We start from the raw sequence: 21,709 nt of genomic DNA, 5'->3' as shown, positions 1-21,709 counted from the left end.
CGCCGTCCCGGTCCCGCCGACGACGACCCCTGGAGCACCACCCATGAGCGACCGCATCCCCCGGCGCCTGCCCCTCACCGGGGCCCAGACCGGCGTCTGGTACGGCCAGCGGCTCGACCCGCAGTCCCCGGTCTACAACGTCGGCCAGTACGTCGAGATCGAAGGCCCCCTGGACCCGGGCCTGTTCACCAGCGCCCTGCGGCGGACCGTCGCCGAGTGCGAGGCGCTGACCGCCCGCTTCGGCGAGGACGCCGACGGCGAGCCGTACCAGGAGACCTGGCCCGGACCGGCCGGCGGCCCCGTCGTGCCCGTCCTCGACCACGTCGGGCAGGACGACCCGTACGGCACCGCGCTGTCCCTGATGCACCGGGACATGGCCACCGCGATCGACCCGACCCGCGACCTGCTGTACTGCTTCAGCCTGCACCGGGTCGCCCCCGACCGGACGCTCTGGTACCAGCGCGTCCACCACCTCGCCCTGGACGCCTACGGGTTCTCGCTCGTCACCCGGCGCACGGCCGAGGTGTACACCGCTCTGGTCGAGGGCCGCGAGGCCGGGTCCGCACCCTTCCCCGCCCTGGCGTCCGTACTGGAGGAGGAGGCCGCCTACCGCGCCTCGGAGCGGCACGCCGCCGACCGGGCGTACTGGCGGGAACGGCTGGCCGACCTGCCCGACCCGGCCCCGCTCTCCGGCGCGAGCCACCCGGCCGCCGCCGGATTCCTGCGCGCGACGGTCGAGCTGGAACCGGGCGCCACCGCCGCGCTCCAGGCCGTCGCCCGCTCGGCGCGCGGCACCTGGGCCGACGCGGTGACCGCCGGCTTCGCCGCCTGGCTGCACCGGGCGGGCGGCTCCCGTGACGTCGTCCTGGCACTGCCCGCGATGGCCCGACTCGGCTCGGCGGCGCTGCGCGTGCCCGCCATGGTCGTCAACGTGCTGCCGCTGCGCGTGGCCGTACGGCCCGACCTGCCGTACGGGCGGCTGGTGAGCGACGTGGCCGCCGGGGTGCGCGAGCTGCGCCGCCACCAGTACCACCGCGGCGAGGAGGTCCGGCGCGAGCTGGGGCCCGGCCGCCCCGAGGGTGCGGGCGCCTTCGGCCCGATGCTCAACATCAAGGCCTTCGACCACGGGACGGACTTCGCCGGGGCGCCCGCCACCGTGCACAACGTGACCGCCGGGCCGGTCGACGACCTGACCCTCGGCGTCACCCACGACGAGGCGCGCGGCGTCCTCCGGCTGGAGCTGGACGCCCATCCCCGCGCCTACGACCGGGCGGGCGTCGACGCGCTCGCCGCCGAGTTCGCCGGGTACCTGACCGCATGCTCGCGGGCGGGCGCGGACGTCCCGGTGGGCCGCCCCGACCTGCTCGACCCGACCGCGCTCGCGACCGTGACCGGCGCGGGCAACGACACCGGACGCCCGGTGCCCACCGAGCCGGTCGTGGCCGCCTTCGAGGAGGCCGCCCGCCGACACCCTGACGTCCCGGCCGTCATCGCCGGGGACACCGTCCTCAGCCACGCGGAACTGCACGCGCGCGCCGACCGGTTGGCCCGGCTGCTGATCTCCCGCGGCGTCGGCCCCGAGACCTTCGTCGGGCTCGCGCTGCCGCGCACCGCCGACTTCGTGGTGGCGCTCCTCGCCGTGCTCAAGGCGGGCGGCGGCTACCTGCCGCTGGACCTCGAATACCCGCCGGAGCGGCTGCGGTTCATGGTCGAGGACGCCCGCCCGGTGTGCGTCCTGACCACCCTGGAAGGCGCCGACCGGGCGCCCGGGGCACCGGACGGCACCGGCCCGGGTCCCCTCGTACTGGACGCCCCCGACACCCTGGCGGAACTGGCCGCGCTGGCGGCGACCACGGTCACCGACGCCGACCGCACCGCCGCGCTGACCGGCTCGCACCCCGCCTACGTCATCCACACCTCGGGCTCGACCGGCCGCCCCAAGGGCGTGGTCGTGCCGCACGCGGCGCTCGCCCATTTCCTGGGCATGCAGCGCGAGGTGCTCGGGCTGCGACCCGCCGACCGGCTCGTCGCGGTGACCACGGTCTCCTTCGACATCCACGTGCTGGAGATCCACACCCCGCTCCTGACCGGGGCCACGATCGTCCTCGCCGACCGGGACACCGTCCGCGAACCGGCCGCGCTGGCCGCTCTCGTGGACGCCCACCGGCCCGCCGTCATGCAGGCCACGCCCTCGCTGTGGCACGCCCTCCTGGAGGACGGCCGCCCCGCCGCCCTGGCCGACACCCGGGTGCTGGTCGGCGGCGAGGCGCTGCCCGCGGCGCTCGCCGAGCGGCTGGCGCGCACCGCCCGCGCCGTCACCAACGTCTACGGGCCCACCGAGGCCACCGTGTGGGCCACCTCCGCCGAGCTGGACGCCGATCACCGCGGCGTCCCCGGCATCGGGCTCCCCTTCTGGAACACCCGGGCGCAGGTGCTGGACGCGGCGCTGCGTCCGGTGCCGCCCGGCCGGACCGGTGAGCTGTACCTGTCGGGCGGGCAGCTGGCCCGCGGCTATCTGGGACGCCCCGCGCTCACCTCGCAGCGGTTCACCGCCGACCCCTTCGGACCGGCGGGGACCCGGATGTACCGTACGGGCGACCTCGTGCGCCGGGACGCGGCGGGCCGCCTTGAATTCGTCGGGCGCTGCGACGACCAGGTGAAGCTGCGCGGGCACCGGATCGAGCCGGGCGAGGTGGAGGCGGCGCTCGCCGCGGCCGCCGGCACCGGCCGGGCCGTCGTCCTGGTCCGGGAGGACGAGCCGGGCCGCCAGACGCTCGTCGGCTACGTGACCCGCTCCGGCGACGGCGCGCCCGACCCGGCCGAACTGAGGCGGGCCGTCGCGGCGGCGCTGCCCGTGTACATGGTCCCGGCGGCGGTGGTCGTCCTGGACGCCTTCCCGCTGACCGCGAACGGCAAGGTGGACCGCAAGGCACTGCCCGCTCCCACCGCGGGCCCCGCCGCGGGCGGTCCGGGCGGTGGCGCGAGCGCTCCGCGCGGTGCCCGCGAGGAGATCGTCACCGGGATCCTGGCCGAGGTGCTCGGCGCCCCGGACCTCTCCCCCGAGGACGACTTCTTCGCCTTCGGCGGCCACTCGCTGCCCGCCTCCAGGGCGGCCGCGCGGCTGCGGGCCGCCCTGGGCACGGACTGCGCGATCCGCGACGTCTTCGAGGCCCGGACCGCCCGGGCCCTGGCCGACCGGCTGGGCTCCGGCCCGGGCTCCGTCGGCGGTGCCCCGGTCGCGGGTCCCGCCGCGGTGGAGCGGCCGGCCGTGCTGCCGCTGTCGTACGCGCAGCAGCGGCTGTGGTTCCTGCACCAGCTGGAGGGGCCGTCCACCACCTACAACATCCCCTTCTGCGCGCGCTTCGAGGACCGCCTCGACGCCGCGGCCCTGGACGCGGCCCTCGTCGACACGGTGACCCGGCACGAGGCCCTGCGCACCGTGTTCGAGGAGCACGACGGGGTGCCCGCCCAGCGGGTGCTCCCGGCCGCGGCGGCCGGGGTCCGGCTGCGGACGGTGGACGTCGCGGACGCGGCGGGCGCCTCGGCCGCCGTCACGGACGCGCTCGGGCACGCCTTCGACCTGACGACGGCCGCCCCGGTGCGGGTGACCCTGGTCCGGTCCGCGGCGGGCGGGGACGCGCTGGTCGTGCTGCTGCACCACATCGCCTCCGACGAGTGGTCGATGGGGCCGTTCCTCGGCGACCTGACGCGGGCGTACGCGGCCCGTTCCGCGGGCCGGGCGCCGGAGTTCGCCGCGCTGCCGCTCCAGTACGCGGACTACGCGCTGTGGCAGCGGGCGTTCCTCGGCGACCCCGGCGACCCCTCGTCGGCCGCCGGGGCGCAGGCCGCCCACTGGCGCCGGGTGCTGGCCGGCGCCCCGCCGGAGCAGGCGCTGCCCGCGGACCGGGGCCGCCCGGCCACCGCCGCGGAGGCCGCCGCCGGGGCCCTGGTGTACCGGCCGGTCCCCGACGCCCTGGCCGGGGCGGTGCGCGCACTGGCCCGGGAGACCGGGACGAGCGTGTTCATGGTGGTGCACGCGGCGGTGGCCGCGCTGCTCCACCGGCTCGGCGCCGGGAGCGACCTGGTCCTGGGGACCCCCGTCGCCGGTCGCTCCGACGCCGCGCTGGACCCGCTGGTCGGCTTCTTCGTCAACACCCTCGCGCTGCGCACCGATCTGTCCGGCGATCCGGCGTTCACGGAGCTGCTGGAGCGGGTGCGGGCCGCCGACCTGACCGCGCTGGACCACGCCGACCTGCCCTTCGACGCGGTGGTGGAGGCCGTGGCCCCGGAGCGCTCGCCGGTGCGCCACCCGCTGTTCCAGACGATGGTGTCGCACAGCACGGTCACCCAGGACCTGCGGACCCTGTTCGGGCTGCCCGCCCGGGTGGACCGGATCGACCCCGGCGCCGCCAAGTTCGACCTGGACATCACCTTCTCCGACCCGGCGCACGGCACCGGGCTGGAGCTGGAGGTGTTCTACGCGACGGCGCTGTTCGACGCGCGGACCGCCGAGGCCTTCACCGACCGGCTGCTGCGCGTCCTCGCCCAGGCCGTCGCGGACCCCTCGCGTCCGGTCTCCGCCTGGGAGCTGCTGGACGAGGAGGAGCGGGCCGCGCTGGAGCGCTGGAACGCCACGGACCGGCCGGTGGACCCGCGGCCGGTGACGGCCGTGTTCGCCGCTTCGGTCGGGGCCGCGCCGGGAGCGACCGCCGTGGTGGCGGGCGACGAGCGGCTGTCCTTCGCCGAACTCGACGAGCGCGCGGGCCGGTTGGCCGCGCTGCTCGCGGAGGCGGGCGCGGGACCCGACACGGTGGTGGCGCTGGCCGTGCCCCGCTGCGCGGACTCCGTGGTCGCGCTGCTCGCCGTACTGAAGGCGGGCGCGGCGTACCTTCCCCTCGACCTGGACCACCCCGCCGAGCGGATCGCCTTCATGCTGGAGGACTCCGCGCCGGTGTGCGCGGTGACCACCCGGGCCGCCGCCGGGCGCCTGCCGGGCGTACCGGCACTGGTGCTGGACGACGCGCGGACCGTCGCGCGGCTGGCCGCGGCGCGGCCGTCGGCGCAGGTGCCGGTGCATCCCGAGCACGCGGCGTACGTCATCTACACCTCCGGCTCCACCGGTGTCCCCAAGGGCGTGGTCCTGCGGCACGCCGGGCTGACCCGGCTCTTCCGCGACCACGAACGGGAGCTGTACGGGCCGGTCGCGGAGCGGCTCGGGCGCCGGGTGCGGGCCCTGCACACGGCGTCGTTCTCCTTCGACTCCTCCTGGGAACAGCTGCTGTGGCTGATCGCCGGGCACGAGCTGCACGTGCTCGACGAGTTCGGCCGCCGGGACGCCGAGGCGGTCGTCGCGTACGTCCGCGAGCACCGGATCGACGCCCTGGACGTCACTCCCTCGTACGGGCGCCAGCTGGTGGACGCCGGGCTGCTGTCCGGCGACCGGCGGCCGCCGCTCTTCCTGCTGGGCGGGGAGGCGGTGCCCCCGGGCCTGTGGGCGGAGCTGCGCCGGGTGCCGGGCGTGGAGAGCGTCAACTACTACGGGCCGACGGAGTTCACGGTGGACGCGCTGGTCGCCCGCGTCGGCGACTGCCCCTCCCCGGTGGTGGGCCGTCCGCTGGACAACGCGCGGGCGTACGTCCTGGACGGCGGGCTGCGACCGGTGCCGCCGGGCGTTCCCGGTGAGCTGTACCTGGCCGGCGAGCAGAACGCGCGCGGCTACCTGGGCCGGTCCGCGCTGACCTCGCAGCGGTTCGTCGCCGACCCGTTGGGCGCTCCCGGCACCCGGATGTACCGGACGGGCGACCTGGCGCGGTGGCGGTCGGACGGCCTGCTGGAGTTCCTCGGCCGGACCGACGACCAGGTCAAGGTCCGCGGGTTCCGGGTGGAGCCCGGCGAGGTGGAGGCCGCGCTCGCCGCCCTGGACGGCGTGTCAGCGGCGGCGGTGCTGGTCCGCGAGGACCTGCCGGGGTCCCCGGGCACGCCCGAACTGGTCGGCTACGCGGTCTGCGCGTCGGCCGGACCGGAGGAGCTGCGCCGCCGGTTGGCGGAGCGGTTGCCCGAGCACCTGGTGCCCGCGGCCGTGGTGGTGCTGGCGGAACTGCCGGTCAACGTCAACGGGAAGCTGGACCGGGCCGCGCTGCCGGCGCCCCTGCTCCGGGCGGCGGGTGACTCACGGGCCCCGCGCGGCGCGGCCGAGGAGCGGGTGGCCTCGGTGTTCGCGGAGCTGCTGGGGCTGGCCGCGGTCGGCGCCGAGGACGACTTCTTCCGGCTCGGTGGGCACTCGCTGCTGGCGACCCGGCTCGTGGCACGCCTGCGGTCGAGCGGTACGGCCTGTTCGGTGCGGGACGTCTTCGAGTCGCGCACGGTCGCCGGGCTGGCCCGGCGACTGGCCGGGCGGTCCGGACCGGACCGCCCGGAACCGGTGGCCGCCGACCGGCCGGAGCGGCTGCCGATGGCGCTCGCGCAGGCCCGGCTGTGGTTCCTGGACCGGCTGGAGGGCCCCTCGGCCACCTACAACGTGCCGCTCGCCCTGGATCTGGACGGGCCCGTGGACGCAGCGGCCCTGCGGGCGGCGGTCGCCGACGTGGTGGCCCGGCACGAGGCGCTGCGCACCGTGTTCGGCGAGGACGCGCAGGGTCCGTACCAGCGGGTGCTGGAGCCGGAGGCGGTGCGGGTGCCGTTCTCGGTGGAGCCGGTGGAGCCGGACCTCGCCGGGGAGGCCCTCGACGCGGCGGTCGGGTACGTCTTCGACCTGGAGCGGGAACTCCCGGTCCGCGTCACCCTGATGTCGCAGTCGGCGTCGCGGCACGTGCTGCTGGTGCTGTTCCACCACATCGCGTCGGACGAGTGGTCGACGGGACCCTTCCTCGCCGATCTGGCGCAGGCCTACGCGGCCCGCTCGGCGGGCCGGGCGCCCCGGTTCGCACCGCTGCCCGTGCAGTACGCGGACTACGCGCTGTGGCAGCGCGAACTGCTCGGGGACGGCGCCGACCCGGCGTCGGTGGCCGCGCTCCAGACGGAGCACTGGCGCCGGACGCTCGCCGGGATCCCGACCGAACCGGCGCTGCCCGTGGACCGGGCCCGTCCGGCCGTGCCCTCGCACGCCGGACGGACGGTGACGGTGGGTCTGCCCGAGCACCTCGTGGCGGGGCTGGAGGCGTTGGCGGCCGGGGCGGGAACGACCCCGTTCGCCGTCGTGTCCGCCGCGGTGGCCGCGCTGCTGCACCGGCTGGGCGCGGGCGAGGACGTACCGCTGGGCTTCCCGGCGTCGGGGCGTTCGGCGCAGGTGCTGGAGCCGCTGGTCGGGTTCTTCGTGAACACCCTGGTGCTGCGGGCCGACCTGTCCGGGGACCCGGCGTTCACGGAGCTGCTGGCGCGGACCTCGCGGGCGGTGACCGGGGCGTTGGACCACGGCGACCTGCCCTTCGACGCGGTGGTCGAGGCGGTGGCCCCGGAGCGCTCGCTGTCGCGGCACCCGGTCTTCCAGACGATGGTGGCCTACGAGGGCGGGAGCGCGCCGTCGACCGACCTGTTCGGCCCGGCGGTCACCGCCGTCGAACGGCAGGTCGGCGCGGGCGCCGCCAAGTTCGACCTGGAGGTGCTCTTCCGGCGCAGGCCGGTCGGCATGACCTGCGGGATCCGCTACGCGGTGGACCTCTTCGACGAGTCCACGGTCATGGCGCTCGCGGGACGGCTGGTCCAGCTCCTCGACGCGGCCGCCGCCGACCCGTCGGTGCGTCTGTCGGCGATCCCGCTGATGCACGAGGCCGAGCGCGAGCGGGTGCTGCGCGGCTTCAACGACACGGCCGTCGCCCTCGACGGCCCCACCACCCTCGCCGACCTGGTCGAGTCCGGAGCCCAGGACACCCACGGCCCCGCCCTCGTCTTCGAAGGCGCCGAAACCTCCCGCCCCGCCTTCGAGGCGGCCGTCAACCGACTCGCCCGCCTCCTCATCAGCCGGGGCGTCGGCCCCGAGACCACGGTCGCCGTCGCCCTCCCCCGGTCCCCCCGGCTCCTCATCGCCCTGCACGCCGTCATCCGCGCCGGAGCCGCCTACCTCCCCCTCGACCTCACCCTCCCCGCCGACCGACTCGCGTACATGACGCGGACCGCCGGGGCGGTGTGCGTGCTGACCGACGGGGCGTCCGCGGCGTCCGTCCCCGCGGCCGGGGCGGCGACCGTCCTGCTGCTGGACGACGCGCGGACCACGGCCGAGCTGGCCGAGCTGGCGACCGGGCCGGTGGTGGACGCGGAGCGGACCGCGCCGCTGCTGCCCCGCCACCCCGCCTACCTCATCTTCACCAGCGGCTCCACCGGCCGACCCAAGGGCGTACTCGTCGAACACGAGGCGATCATCAACCGCCTCCAGTGGATGCAACACACCTACGCCCTCACCCCGGGCGACCGGGTCCTGCACAAGACCCCCACCGGCTTCGACGTCTCCGTCTGGGAACTCTTCTGGCCCCTCGCCCAAGGCGTCCCGCTCGTCATCGCCCGACCCGACGGCCACAAGGAACCCGACTACCTGGCCGACCTGATCAACGAACAGGCCGTCACCGTCTGCCACTTCGTGCCCTCCATGCTCGCCGCCTACCTCACCGACCACCACGCCGAGGACACCCCCGCCCTGCGCCTCGTCGTCTGCAGCGGCGAAGCCCTCACCACCGACCTCGTGGACCGTTTCCACGCGCACAACGCGCGCCACTGCGAGCTCGCCAACCTCTACGGGCCCACCGAGGCGGCCGTCGACGTCACCGCCATGACCACCGGCCCCGGGGCGCCACATCCCACGGCCCCGATCGGGACGCCGGTGTGGAACACCCGCACCTACGTCCTCGACCAGCACCTCAACCCCGTACCCCCGGGCACCCCCGGCGAGCTCTACCTCGCCGGCACCCAACTCGCCCGCGGCTACCACACCCGACCCCACCTCACCGCCGAACGCTTCACCGCCGACCCCCACGGACCCACCGGCACCCGCATGTACCGCACCGGAGACCTCGTCCGCCACACACCCGACGGCACCCTCCACTACCTCGGACGCACCGACCACCAGATCAAACTCCGCGGACTGCGCATCGAACCCACCGAAATCGAAACCACCCTCACCACCCACCCCCACCTCACCCACACCACCGTCCAACTCCGCGAAGACACCCCGGGTGTGCAGCACCTGGTGGCGTACGTGGTGCCGACCGCAGGCGGGACGGCGCCGGAACCGGCGGAGCTGCGGGCCTGGGCCGCGGACCGGTTGCCCGAGTACATGGTCCCGAGCTTCTTCGTGCCTTTGGCCGAGCTGCCCCTGTCGCCCAACGGAAAGCTCGACCGGGCCGCCCTGCCCGCGCCGTCGGTGCCCGCGGCCACCGCCGCGCGGGCTCCGCGCGATGCCCGCGAGGAGATCGCCGCGGGCGTCTTCGCCGACGTCCTGGGGCGGCAGGCGGTGGGCCCCGACGACGACTTCTTCGCACTCGGCGGACACTCGCTGCTGGCGGCCCGGCTGGCCGCCCGGCTGGCACGGGCCCTGGGCGGCGACTGCGCCGTGCGCGACGTCTTCGCGCTGCGCAGCCCGGCCCGGCTCGCCGCCCACCTCGCCGGGCACGGCGCCGGGGCCGGTGGCGGGGTGCCGCGCCCGGAGCTGGGCACGGCCCCCGCACGGCGCGCACCGCGGCCGCCGCTGTCCCACGCGCAGCACCGGCTGTGGCTGCTGGACGCGGTCCGCGGCCCCGGCACGGTCTACAACGTGCCGCTGGCGGTGCGGTTGCGCGGCTCGGTGGACCCCGTGGTGCTGCGGGCGGCGGTCGCCGACCTCGCGGACCGGCACGAGGTGCTGCGCACGGTGATCGCCGAGCACGAGGGCGAGCCGTACCAGCGCGTGCTGCCGGCCGGGACGCCCGTGGTGCCGGTGGAGGTGCGCGAGGTCACCGCCGACCGGGTGGCCGCGGCGGCCGTCGCGGCCGGTGGGCACGTCTTCGACCTCCAGCGGGAGGTCCCGCTGCGGGTCACCCTGCTGCGCACCGCTGCGGACGACGCCGTGCTGTTGGTGCTGCTGCACCACATCGCCACCGACGAGGCGTCGGCGGGCCCGCTGCTGGCCGATCTGGCGCAGGCCTACGCGGCCCGCTCGGCGGGCCGGGCCCCCCGGTTCGAGCCGCTGCCCGTGCAGTACGCGGACTACGCGCTGTGGCAGCGCGAACTGCTGGGCGACGTCACCGATCCGGCGTCGGTGGCGGCGGCGCAGGCCGCGTACTGGCGGGGGGCCCTGGCGGGGCTGCCGGCCGAGGTGGCCCTGCCGACCGACCGGCCCCGGCCCGCCGTGCCGACGTACCGGGGTGACGTGGTCGCGTTCGAGGTGCCGGCCGAGACGGTGGACGGACTGCTGCGGCTGGCCCGGGCGACCGGCGCCACCCCCTTCATGGTGCTGCACGCCGCGGTGGCCGCCCTGTTGCACCGGCTGGGCGCGGGCGAGGACGTCCCGCTCGGCAGCCCGGTGTCGGGGCGGTCCGGGGCGGAGCTCGACGGGCTGGTCGGGTTCTTCCTGAACACGCTGGTCCTGCGCACGGACCTGTCCGGCGACCCCGGCTTCGGCGATCTCGTCGCCCGGGTCCGGGACGTGGCCCTGGCCGCCTTCGCCCACGCCGATCTTCCGCTGGAGGCCGTGGTCGAGGCGGTGGGCCCGGAGCGTTCGCGTGCACGGAACCCCCTGTTCCAGACGATGGTGACCTACCACTCGGCGCCGCAGGAGCCCGCGGCGGAGCTCCTCGGCGTGCCCGCGCAGGAGTTCCCGGTCGAGACCGGCGGTGCCAAGGTGGACCTGGAGCTGGCCTTCGGCACGCTCCGGCCCGGCTCCGGCTTCGAGGGCGGAATCCGCTACGCGGCGGACCTCTTCGACGCGTCGACGGTGGTGACGCTGGCCGGGCGGCTGGTGCGGCTGCTGGGCGCGGTGGCCGCGGACCCGTCGGTGCGGCTGTCGGCGCTCCCCGTCCTGGACGAGGCCGAGCGCGAGCGGGTGCTGCGCGGCTTCAACGACACCGCCGTCGCCCTCGACGGCCCCGCGACCCTCGCCGACCTGGTCGAGGCCGGAGCCCACGACGCCCACGGCCCCGCCCTCGTCTTCGAAGGCACCGACACTTCCCGCCCCGACTTCGAAGCGGCCGTCAACCGACTCGCCCGCCTCCTGATCCTCCGAGGGGTCGGCCCCGAGACCACGGTCGCCGTCGCACTGCCCCGGTCCCCCCGGCTCCTCATCGCCCTGCACGCCGTCATCCGGGCCGGAGCCGCCTATCTCCCCCTCGACCTCACCCTCCCCGCCGACCGACTCGCGTACATGCTGGACACGGGAGCCCCGGTGCTCACGCTGACGGACGCGGTCGGCTGGCAGCTGCTGCCGACGGGGCCGGACGTCCCCGCGGTGGTCCTGGACTCGGCCGCGGTGGCCCGGGAGCTCGACGGGCTCCGCGGGGATCCGGTGGTGGACGCGGAGCGGACCGCGCCGCTGCTGCCCCGCCACCCCGCCTACCTCATCTTCACCAGCGGCTCCACCGGGCGACCCAAGGGCGTACTCGTCGAACACGAGGCGATCATCAACCGCCTCCAGTGGATGCAGCACACCTACGCCCTCACCCCGGGCGACCGGGTCCTGCACAAGACCCCCACCGGCTTCGACGTCTCCGTCTGGGAACTCTTCTGGCCCCTCGCCCAAGGCGTCCCGCTCGTCATCGCCCGACCCGACGGCCACAAGGAACCCGACTACCTCAACGCGCTCATGCGCGAACAGGCCGTCACCGTCTGCCACTTCGTACCTTCCATGCTCGCCGCCTACCTCACCGACCACCCCATCGAGAGCGCCTCCGCGCTGCGCCTCGTCGTCTGCAGCGGCGAGGCCCTCACCGCCGACCACACCGAGCGCTTCCACGCGCACAACGCGCGGGGCGCGGTGCTCGCCAACCTCTACGGGCCCACCGAGGCGGCCGTCGACGTGACGGCCCACACCGCGGACGCGGCCGGTGGCCCGGGCACCGTGCCGATCGGGACGCCGGTGTGGAACACCCGCACCTACGTCCTGGACCAGCACCTCAACCCCGTACCCCCGGGCACCCCCGGCGAGCTCTACCTCGCCGGCACCCAACTCGCCCGCGGCTACCACACCCGACCCCACCTCACCGCCGAACGCTTCACCGCCGACCCCCACGGACCCACCGGCACCCGCATGTACCGCACCGGAGACCTCGTCCGCCACACACCCGACGGCACCCTCCACTACCTCGGACGCACCGACCACCAGATCAAACTCCGCGGACTGCGCATCGAACCCACCGAAATCGAAACCACCCTCACCACCCACCCCCACCTCACCCACACCACCGTCCAACTCCGCGAAGACACCCCGGGGATCCGTCGTCTGGTCGCCTACGTGGTGCCCGTCGAGGGCCGCGCCGTGGACGTCGCGGAGCTGCGGGCCCTGGCGGCCGCGCGGCTGCCCGAGTACATGGTCCCGGCGGTGTTCGTGACGCTGGAGGAGCTGCCGCTGTCGGCCAACGGGAAGCTCGACCGGGCCGCCCTGCCCGCGCCCCCGGCGCCGCCGGCGGCGGTCCGTGCGGCGACCGCGGTCCTGGACGCGGCGGCCGCGAGCCCGGCGGGTGCGCCCGTGGACGTGCTGCGGGCGCTGATCGCCGAGGTGTTGGGGCTGCCCGCGGTCGGCCCGGACGACGACTTCTTCGAGTTGGGCGGCGACAGCATCGTCTCCATCCGCCTGGTGGGCCTGGCCCGCAAGGCAGGGCTGACCATCTCGGCCCGGCAGGTGTTCCAGCAGCCCACCCCGGCCGCGCTGGCCTCGGTCGCCGCCCGGCGGGACACGGCTCCGGAGCGGGCCGCGCGGGGCGCGGACGGCGGGCCGGGCCCGCTGCCGCTGCCGCCGGTGGCCCAGTGGCTGGCACGGCGCGGTGGACCGTTCGCCTCGTTCGCGCAGGCCCGGCTGGTACGGCTGCCGGTCGGCGCCGACCGCGAGGTGCTGCGGGCCGCGCTCCAGGCGGTGCTGGACCACCACGACGGACTGCGCCAGACGTTGACGGTGTCCCGGCCCGGGGTGTGGAGCGCCGAGGTCCGGCCGGTCGGCGCGGTGGGCGCCGCGACGGTGCTGGAGACGGTCGACGCGGCCGGGCTCGACGAACCGGAGCTGCGGGAGCTGCTGGCGGCGGAGTCGGGCCGGGTGTCGGGGATGCTCGATCCCGAGTCCGGGGCGGTGCTGCGGGCGATCCACTTCGATCGCGGTCCGCTCGCCACGGGCCGACTGCTGCTGGCCGCACACCACTTGGTCGTGGACGAGGTGTCCTGGCAGATCCTGCTGCCGGACCTGCGGGCCGCGTACGAGTCGGTGGAGGCGGGCCGGGCCCCGACCCTGGAGCCGGTGGCGACCTCGCTGCGGACCTGGACGACGCATCTGCTGGCCGAGGCCCAACATCCGAGGCGTACGGCCGAGTTGGAGCACTGGCTGGCCGCGTCCCGAGCGGCCCGACCGCTGCTGGCGCACCGCGCGCTGGACCCGCGCAGCGACACGGTCTCGACGGCCGGATCGCTCACCGTGACGGCCTCGGCCGGGCGCACCGCCCCGCTGCTGCGCGAGGTGCCGGCGGCCTTCCACGGCACCGTCGGAGACGCCCTGTTGACCGCGCTGGCGCTGGCCGTCGGAGATCTGGCGGCCCGGCGCGGGCTGCCCGGCGGTGACGGCTTCACGGTGGACCTGGAGGGCCACGGCCGGGAGCAGGAACTGCTCGCGGGCGCGGACCTGACCCGCACGGTGGGTTGGCTCACGGCCATCCACCCGCTGCGGGTGACGGCCCGCTCGTACGACCCGGCGGGCGTGCTCGCCGGGCGGGACGACCCGGGCGCAGCGCTGAAGGAGGTCAAGGAGCTGCTGCGGCAGGTCCCGGACGGCGGGATCGGTGCGGGCCTGCTGCGGTACGCGAACCCGGCGACGGCCCGGTTGTTCGACCGGGAAGACGCGCCGACGCCCGAAGTGCTGTGGAACTACCTCGGCCGGCAGACCGGTACGGCGGGCTCCGACTGGGGCCCCGCGGCCGAGGGCGACGCCCTCGCGGCCCGGCCGGATCCGCTGCTCCCGCTCTCGCACCCGGTGGAGATCACCACCGGGATCGGTGACGGCCCCGACGGGCCGGAGCTGACCGCGACGTTCACGTGGGCCGGCGACGCCGTGGCCCGGGACGCCGTGGAGGAACTGGCGGACGGCTTCCTGTCCGCCGTCGACGCGCTGGCCGCTTGGGCGGCGCACGGCACCACCGGGGGGCACACCCCCTCGGACCTCGACCTGGTCGACCTCGACCAGGACCAGATCACGATGCTCGAAGACATGTGGAGGGCCCAGCAGTGACCCAGGCTCGAATAGCGGACGTGCTCCCGCTGTCCCCCTTGCAGCAGGGCATGCTGTTCCACTCGCTGTACGACGGGGCCGCCCCGGACGTGTACACGGTGCAGGTGTCCGTCTCGCTGACGGGTCCGGTGGACGCGGAGCGGCTGGAGCGTGCGGGCGCCGCCCTGCTGGAGCGCCACCCCAACCTGCGGTCCGGTTTCTGGCACGAGGGGGTGCCGCAGCCGGTGCAGTTCGTACCGGCCGGGGTGTCCTTCGCGCTGGACCGGGTGGACCTGGCCGACGACCCGTCCGCCTCGGCGGTGCGCCGGGTGGAACACGCCGAGCTGAACCGCCGGTTCGAGCTGCACCGGCCGCCCCTGCTGCGGTTGCTGCTGGCCCGGCGCGGGCCGGACGACCACCTGTTGGTGGTGACGGTGCACCACATCCTGGTCGACGGCTGGTCGATGCCGCTGCTCGTCGGGGACCTGCTGGCGTTGTACGAGGCCGACGGCGGGCCGGGCGGTCCGGCCGAAGTGCGCCCGTACCGGGACTACTTGCGCTGGTTGAAGAACCAGGACGCACCGGCCGCCGAACGCGCCTGGCGCGGCGCGCTGAGCGCCCTGGACGGGCCGACGCTGGTCGCCGCGGCGGACGCGGGGCGCACGGCGGTGCGGCCCGGCGTGCACCGGCTGGAGCTGACCGCCGACGCGACCGCCCGGCTGACGGCGGCCGCGCGTCGGCTGGGCACCACGCCGAGCACCCTGGTGCAGGTCGGCTGGGGGCTGCTGCTGGGCTCGCTGACCGGGCGGGACGACGTGGTGTTCGGTCTGACGGTGTCGGGGCGGCCGGAAGAGCTGCCCGGGGTCGAGTCGATGGTGGGGCTGTTCATCACCACGGTGCCCGTGCGGCTCGCGGCCCGCCCGTGGGAGGGCGTGGGCGCGCTCGTGCGGCGGTTCCGGGACGAGCAGAACGCCCTGCTGGCCCACCACCACCTGGGGTTGCGGCTGATCCAGAAGCAGGCGGGCGGCGGCGAGCTCTTCGACACGCTGGTCGTCGTGGAGAACTACCCCGTGGACCCGTCGGCCCGACCGGCGCTGTCCGACGGGGTGCGGGTGGCCGGGGTGGAGGCCCGCGACGGCACGCACTACCCGCTGACGCTGGCGGTGAACCTGGACGAGCGGGCCGAGCTGGCCGTGGAGTACCGGCCGGACCTGTTCGACGCGCGGACCGCGGCCCTGCTCGCGCGGCGCCTGGCCACGGTGCTGGAGCAGCTGGCCGGGGACCCGGAGCTGCCGGTGGGCGCGCTGCGCCTGCTCGCGGCGGACGAGCCCGCGGCGGTGCGGGCGGGGCTGCGGGGGCCGCAGTGCCCGGCGGAGCCCGGGACGGTGGCGGACCGGTTCGCGGAGCGGGCCGCCGCGACGCCGCGGGCGTGCGCGATCGTCGCGGGGGCCGAGCGGCTGACCTTCGGGGAGCTGGACGCCCGCGTGGACGCGCTGGCGGCGCTGCTCGCGGTGCGCGGGGTCGGGCCCGAGGACGTGGTGGCGCTGGCGGTGCCCCGGTCGGTCGACGCCGTCGCGGCCCTCCTGGCGGTGCTGCAGGTGGGGGCCGCGTACCTGCCGCTCGACCTGGACCACCCGGCGGAGCGCCTCGCGGTGATGCTGGAGCACGCCCGTCCGGCGTGCGTGCTGACCACCACGGCGGGGCTGGCGCTGCTGCCCTCCGGCGAGGGCTCCGGCCCGGAGCGGGTGCTGCTCGACGCCCCGGAGAGCGCGGACCCTGCGGGCCCGGCCGGGGCGCGGCCGACGACGGTCCGGGTGCGGCCCGAGCACCCGGCCTACGTGATCTACACGTCGGGGTCGACGGGTGTGCCGAAGGGGGTCGTGGTGACCCACGGCGGTCTGTCGGCGCTGTACGCCCACCACGCGCGGGAGGTCTTCGGACCGGCGGCGGCCGCGGTCGGCGGGCGCCGGCTGCGCGCGCTGCACACGGCCTCGTTCTCCTTCGACACCTCGTGGGAGCAGTTGTTCTGGCTGGTGCTCGGGCACGAGCTGCACGTCCTGGACGAGTCGGAGCGCCGCGACGCCGAGTTCACGGTGCGCTACGTGCGCGAGCGGCGGATCGACGCGCTGGACGTGACCCCCACGCACGCGCAGGCGCTGGTGGAGTGCGGCCTGCTGGACCGGGACGCGCACCGGCCGGGGCTGCTGCTGCTCGGCGGCGAGGGCGTCCCGGACGCCCTGTGGCGGCAGGTGCGGGACGCGCCGGGAGTGATGTCGGTAAACCTGTACGGGCCCACCGAGTACACGGTGGACGCGCTGGCGGCCGATCTGTCGGCGTCGCCGACGCCGATCGTGGGGCGTCCGATCGGGAACACGGCCGCGTACGTGCTGGACGGTGCGCTGCGCCCGGTGCCCGGCGGGACGCCGGGCGAGCTGTACCTGGCGGGGGCCGGTGAGGCGCGCGGCTACCTGCGCCGTCCCGCGACGACGGCGACGCGGTTCGTCGCCGACCCGTTCGCCGACGGCGGCGGCCGCATGTACCGCACCGGAGACCTGGTGCGGCTGCGTCCGGACGGGGAGTTGGAGTTCCTCGGGCGCGCCGACGACCAGGTCAAGATCCGCGGGCACCGCGTGGAACCGGCGGAGGCGGAGGCGGCGCTGGCCGCGCTGGAGGGGGTGGCGTCGGCGGCGGTGGTGGTCCGCGAGGACGTCCCGGGCGTACGGCGGTTGGTGGGCTACGTGACCGGCGGCGTCGATCCGGAGCGGGCGCGCGAGCTGCTGGCGCAGCGGCTGCCGGAGTACCTGGTGCCCTCCGCCGTCGTGGCGTTGGCGGCCCTCCCGGTGACCGTGAACGGAAAGCTGGACCGGGCGGCGCTTCCGGCGCCGGTGATCGCCGGCCGGGCCGCGTCGCGTCCGCCGCGCGGGGCCCGCGAGGAGGCCCTGTGCACGGTCTTCACCGAGGTGCTCGGGGTGGAACGGGTGGGCGCGGACGACGACTTCTTCGCGCTCGGCGGCGACAGCATCGTCTCGATCCGGCTGGTGGCACGGGCCCGCAAGGAGGGGCTGCTGCTCTCCCCGCGCGACGTGTTCGAGCTGCGGACCCCGGCCCGGCTGGCGACCCGCGCCGGTGCGGCCGCCGCCGGGACCGGGCCGGAGTCCGGCTCCGGGTTCCTGGCGGGCACGGGCCCGCTGGTGGAGCTGACGGACGCCGAACGGGCCGTACTGGACTCCGAGTTCCCCTCCGTCGAGGAGGTGCTGCCGCTGGCTCCGCTCCAGGAGGGCCTGTACTTCCACGCCCGGTACGACGACCGGGCACTGGACGTGTACCTGATGCAGAACTTCGTGGAGCTGCTCCACGAGGTGGACGCGGCCGCCCTGCGGGAGGCCTTCGAGGCGCTGCTGGGCCGCCACCCGCACCTGCGTGCCGGGTTCTGGCACGAGGGGCTCGCGCACCCGGTGCAGGTGGTGCCGGCCGCGTGGGAGCTGCCGTGGCGGGAGCTGGACTGGTCGCACCTGGACCGGGCCGGGCAGGACGCGGCGCTGCGGGAGTTCTCGCTGGCGGACGCGGCGACCCGGTTCGACCTTGCGGCCCCGCCGTTGGTGCGGGTGGCGCTGGTGCGGATGGCCGCGGACCGGTGGGTGCTGTGCGTGACCCAGCACCACGTCCTGACCGACGGCTGGTCGGAGTCGCTGTTCTTCGAGGAGCTGTTCGCGCTGTACGGGGCGGCCCGCGGGTCCGGGACCGGTCCGCGGCCCGCGGCTCCCTACCGGGACTACCTGCGCTGGCTGGCCGCGGTCGACTCCGACGAGGCGCTGCGCGCCTGGCGGAGCCATCTGGCGGGCCTGGACGGCGGCACGCTGGTGGCGGAGGCGGACCCGACCCGTCCCCCGGTGACGGCCGAGGTCGTCGACCTGTCGTTGGACGAGGCGTCCAGCGACCGGCTGCGGGCCTTCGCGCGGGGCGCCGGGATCACCCTCAACACGGTGTTGTCGACGGCCTGGGCGATGGCGTTGGCCTCGATGACGGGCCGGGACGACGTGGTGTTCGGCGCCACCGTCTCGGGGCGTCCGGCGGGGCTGCCGGGGGTGGACCGGATGATCGGCATGTTCATGAACACGCTGCCCTTCCGGGTCACGTTGCGCGCCCCGGAGCCCGTGCGCGACCTGCTGGTGCGGGTGCAGGCCGAGCACGCGGAGCTGCTGCCCCACCACTACACGGGGCTGGGTCCCATCCAGCGGGCCTCCGGCATCGGGCAGCTCTTCGACACCCTGTACGTGTTCCGCAACACGCCGCTCGACGACTCCGCCCGCGAGGCGGCCGTCGCCGAGCACCAGATCGGCTGGACGCACAGCGTCGACGGAACCCACTACCCGCTGACCCTCGCGGTCACCCCGGGCCGGGCCCTGGAGCTGACCCTCGCCTACCGGCCCGACCTGTACGACGCCGCGACGGCCCGCGCCCTCGCGGACCGGCTCGCCCACCTGGTGCGCGGGATCGTCGAGGACCCTTCGGCCCCGGTGGGCCGCCTGGACACGCTGTCGGCGCCCGAGCGGCTCGCCCTGTTGGAGCTGGGCGACGACACCGGGCACCGCTTCCCCGACGTGTCGGTGGCCGACCTGTTCGCCGAGCAGGTCGCCCGGACCCCCGGGGAGACGGCGCTGGTCTTCGAGGACGAGCAGCTGAGCTACGCCGAACTGGACGCACGGGCCGACCGGTTGGCGCGGGCGCTGCGGGCCCGCGGCGCCGGGCCGGAGCGGGTGGTGGCCCTGGGGCTGCCCCGCTCGGCGGACTTCGTCGTCGCGCTGTTCGCCGTGCTCAAGACGGGGGCCGCGTACCTGCCGCTGGACCTGGACCACCCGGTGGAGCGGCTGGCGGCGATGGTCGAGGACGCCGGGCCGCTGTGCCTGGTGACCTCGGGCGCGGTGGCCGGGCGGGTCCCGGAGGTGGCCGGGGTGCCGCTGCTGGCACTGGACGCGCCGTCCGTCGTCGCCGAGTTGGCGGCGCTGCCCGCCACCCCCCTCACCGAGGGGGAGCTGACGGGGCGGCGCGACGGCCGGCACCCGGCGTACGTGATCTACACCTCGGGGTCCACCGGGCGCCCCAAGGGCGTGGTGGTGCCGTACTCGGGGCTGACGAACATGCTCGCCAACCACCGGGAGCGGATCTTCGACCCGGCCGTGAAGCTGGCCGGCGGGCGCCGCATGCGGGTGGCGCACACCGTGTCCTTCGCCTTCGACATGTCGTGGGAGGAGTTCTTCTGGCTGGTCGACGGGCACGAGGTGCACGTCATCGGCGAGGAGCTGCGGCTGGACCCGGCGGCGCTGACCGCGCACTACGACCGCGTCGGCATCGACGTCGTCAACGTCACCCCGTCCTACGGTCAGCAGCTCGTGGACGCCGGGCTGCTGGACGCCGGACGGCACCGGCCCGCGCTGTTCCTGCTCGGCGGCGAGGCCGTCCCGGACTCCCTGTGGACGCTGCTGGCGGACACCGGGGGCACCATGGCCTACAACCTGTACGGACCGACCGAGTACACCATCAACGCCCTGGGCGCCGACGTCGCGGACAGCGCCCGGTCCTGCGTGGGCCGACCCATCCACAACACCCGCGCCTACGTGGTGGACGGCGCGCTGCGACCGGTGCCGCAGGGCGTGCCGGGCGAGCTGTACCTGGCCGGTGCGGGCCTGGCCCGCGGCTACCTGGGGCGGCCCGCGCTGACGGCGGAGCGGTTCGTCGCCGATCCCTTCGGCGCGCCCGGCACGCTGATGTACCGCACCGGCGACCTGGTGCGCTGGCGGGCCGACGGCGGTCTGGACTACCTGGGGCGCGCCGACGACCAGGTCAAGATCCGTGGCTTCCGCATCGAGTTGGGCGAGATCGAGTCGGTGTTGGCCGGGCTGGACGAGGTGGCCGCCGCGGCGGTGGTCGTGCACACCGGTGCGACGGGCGTCAAGCGCCTGGTCGCCTACACGGTGCCCGCCACCGGTACGGCCGCCGGTGGCGACCGGGCCGCGCTGCGGGCCCGGCTGGCGCGGGCGCTGCCCGAGTACATGGTCCCGGCGGCCTTCGTCGAGGTGGCCGCGCTGCCGCTGACGGTCAACGGCAAGACGGACCGGGCGGCCCTGCCCGAGCCCGACTTCGGCGACGGCGGCGGCCGGGCGCCCGGTGACGCCCGCGAGGAGCTGCTGGCGGGCCTGTTCGCCGAGCTGCTGGGCCTGGAACGGGTCGGCGTGGAGGACAATTTCTTCGCGCTGGGCGGGCATTCGCTGCTCGCGATGCGCCTGGTCGGCCGGATCCACGCCGAGCTGGGCGTGCGCGTCCAGGTGGGGGCGGTGATGGCCGCGCCGACCGTCGCCGACCTCGCGGCCCGGATCGCCGGGGACTCGCGCGACGACGCGCTGCGGGTGCTGCTGCCGCTGCGCGAACGGGGCGCGGGGGCGCCGCTGTTCTGCTTCCACCCGGCGTCGGGCTTCGCCTGGCAGTACGCGGGGCTGCTGCGCCACCTGGACGCGGACCGGCCGGTGTACGGGCTCCAGTCGCCCGGCCTGGCCGGGGAGCTGCCGGACGTCGTGGACGTGGCCGCGCTCGCCGAGCTGTACCTCGCGCAGATCCGCACGGTGCAACCGCAGGGCCCGTACCACTTCCTGGGCTATTCCTTCGGCGGGACCGTCGCCCACACCCTGGCCGCCGCGCTCCAGGAGCGCGGCGAGGAGGTGGCCTTCCTGGGCCTGCTCGACGCCTGTCCGCCGGAGGTCGAGGACTGGTCCTACGCGGACGCCCCCGACTGGCGGGAGCGGCTGGAGCGGGAGGAGTCCGGGTTCCTGCTGTCGGTGGCCGGCCTGGACGCGGGCGGGGACGGCGCTCCCGTGGACCGGGAGGAGCGGATCGCCGCGGTGCGCGACAGCCGCGGGCTGCTCGCCGGGTTCGACGAACGCCTCCTCGACGCGATCGTCTCCGTGAACGTGCACTGCGTACGTCTGCTGTCGCGCAGCCGGAGCCGGCGCTACCGCGGTGACGTGCTGTTCTTCACCGCCGCCCGGACCACGCCCGAGGACCAGGCACCGGCCCTGGTGTGGCCGCCCTACCTGGACGGGCGCCTGGAGGAGCACGTCCTGGACCTCGGTCACGACGAGCTGATGTCCCCGGCCGCCCTGGCGGTGACCGGGCCGCTCGTGGCCCGGGCGTTGTCCGACGCGGCGGCGCGGGCGGGCGGGAGCACCCGGCGCGCTCCGGCCGCCGGCTGATCGCACGCCCCGGGCACCCGGGCACCGTTCCGGGTGCCCGGGGCCCGGAGCCCCGTACACACCCGCACACCCGCACACCTGAAGTTGACATGACCTTGGAGGA

At 75.9% G+C, this 21,709-nt stretch carries 2 protein-coding genes; both read left to right on the top strand.

Features of this window, described 5'->3' with window-relative positions; genetic code table 11:
* Positions 1–43 precede the first annotated feature (43 nt).
* The gene (locus ACFWAR_RS31595; protein ID WP_385784548.1) at positions 44–14,383 is read left to right on the top strand and encodes an amino acid adenylation domain-containing protein; all 14,340 of its coding nucleotides are present in this window, start codon (positions 44–46) and stop codon (positions 14,381–14,383) included.
* Positions 14,380–21,606 carry an amino acid adenylation domain-containing protein gene (locus tag ACFWAR_RS31590; protein ID WP_385784546.1) on the top strand — a complete coding sequence of 2,409 codons (7,227 nt, stop codon included), beginning with the start codon at positions 14,380–14,382 and terminating at the stop codon, positions 21,604–21,606. Before ACFWAR_RS31595 ends, ACFWAR_RS31590 begins: the two co-directional genes overlap by 4 nt.
* The last annotated feature ends 103 nt before the right edge of the window (positions 21,607–21,709 follow it).

The sequence above is a fragment of the Streptomyces sp. NPDC059917 genome (genome assembly GCF_042730635.1).
Taxonomy (GTDB): domain Bacteria; phylum Actinomycetota; class Actinomycetes; order Streptomycetales; family Streptomycetaceae; genus Streptomyces.
This window is presented reverse-complemented; position numbering and strand designations above follow the sequence as displayed.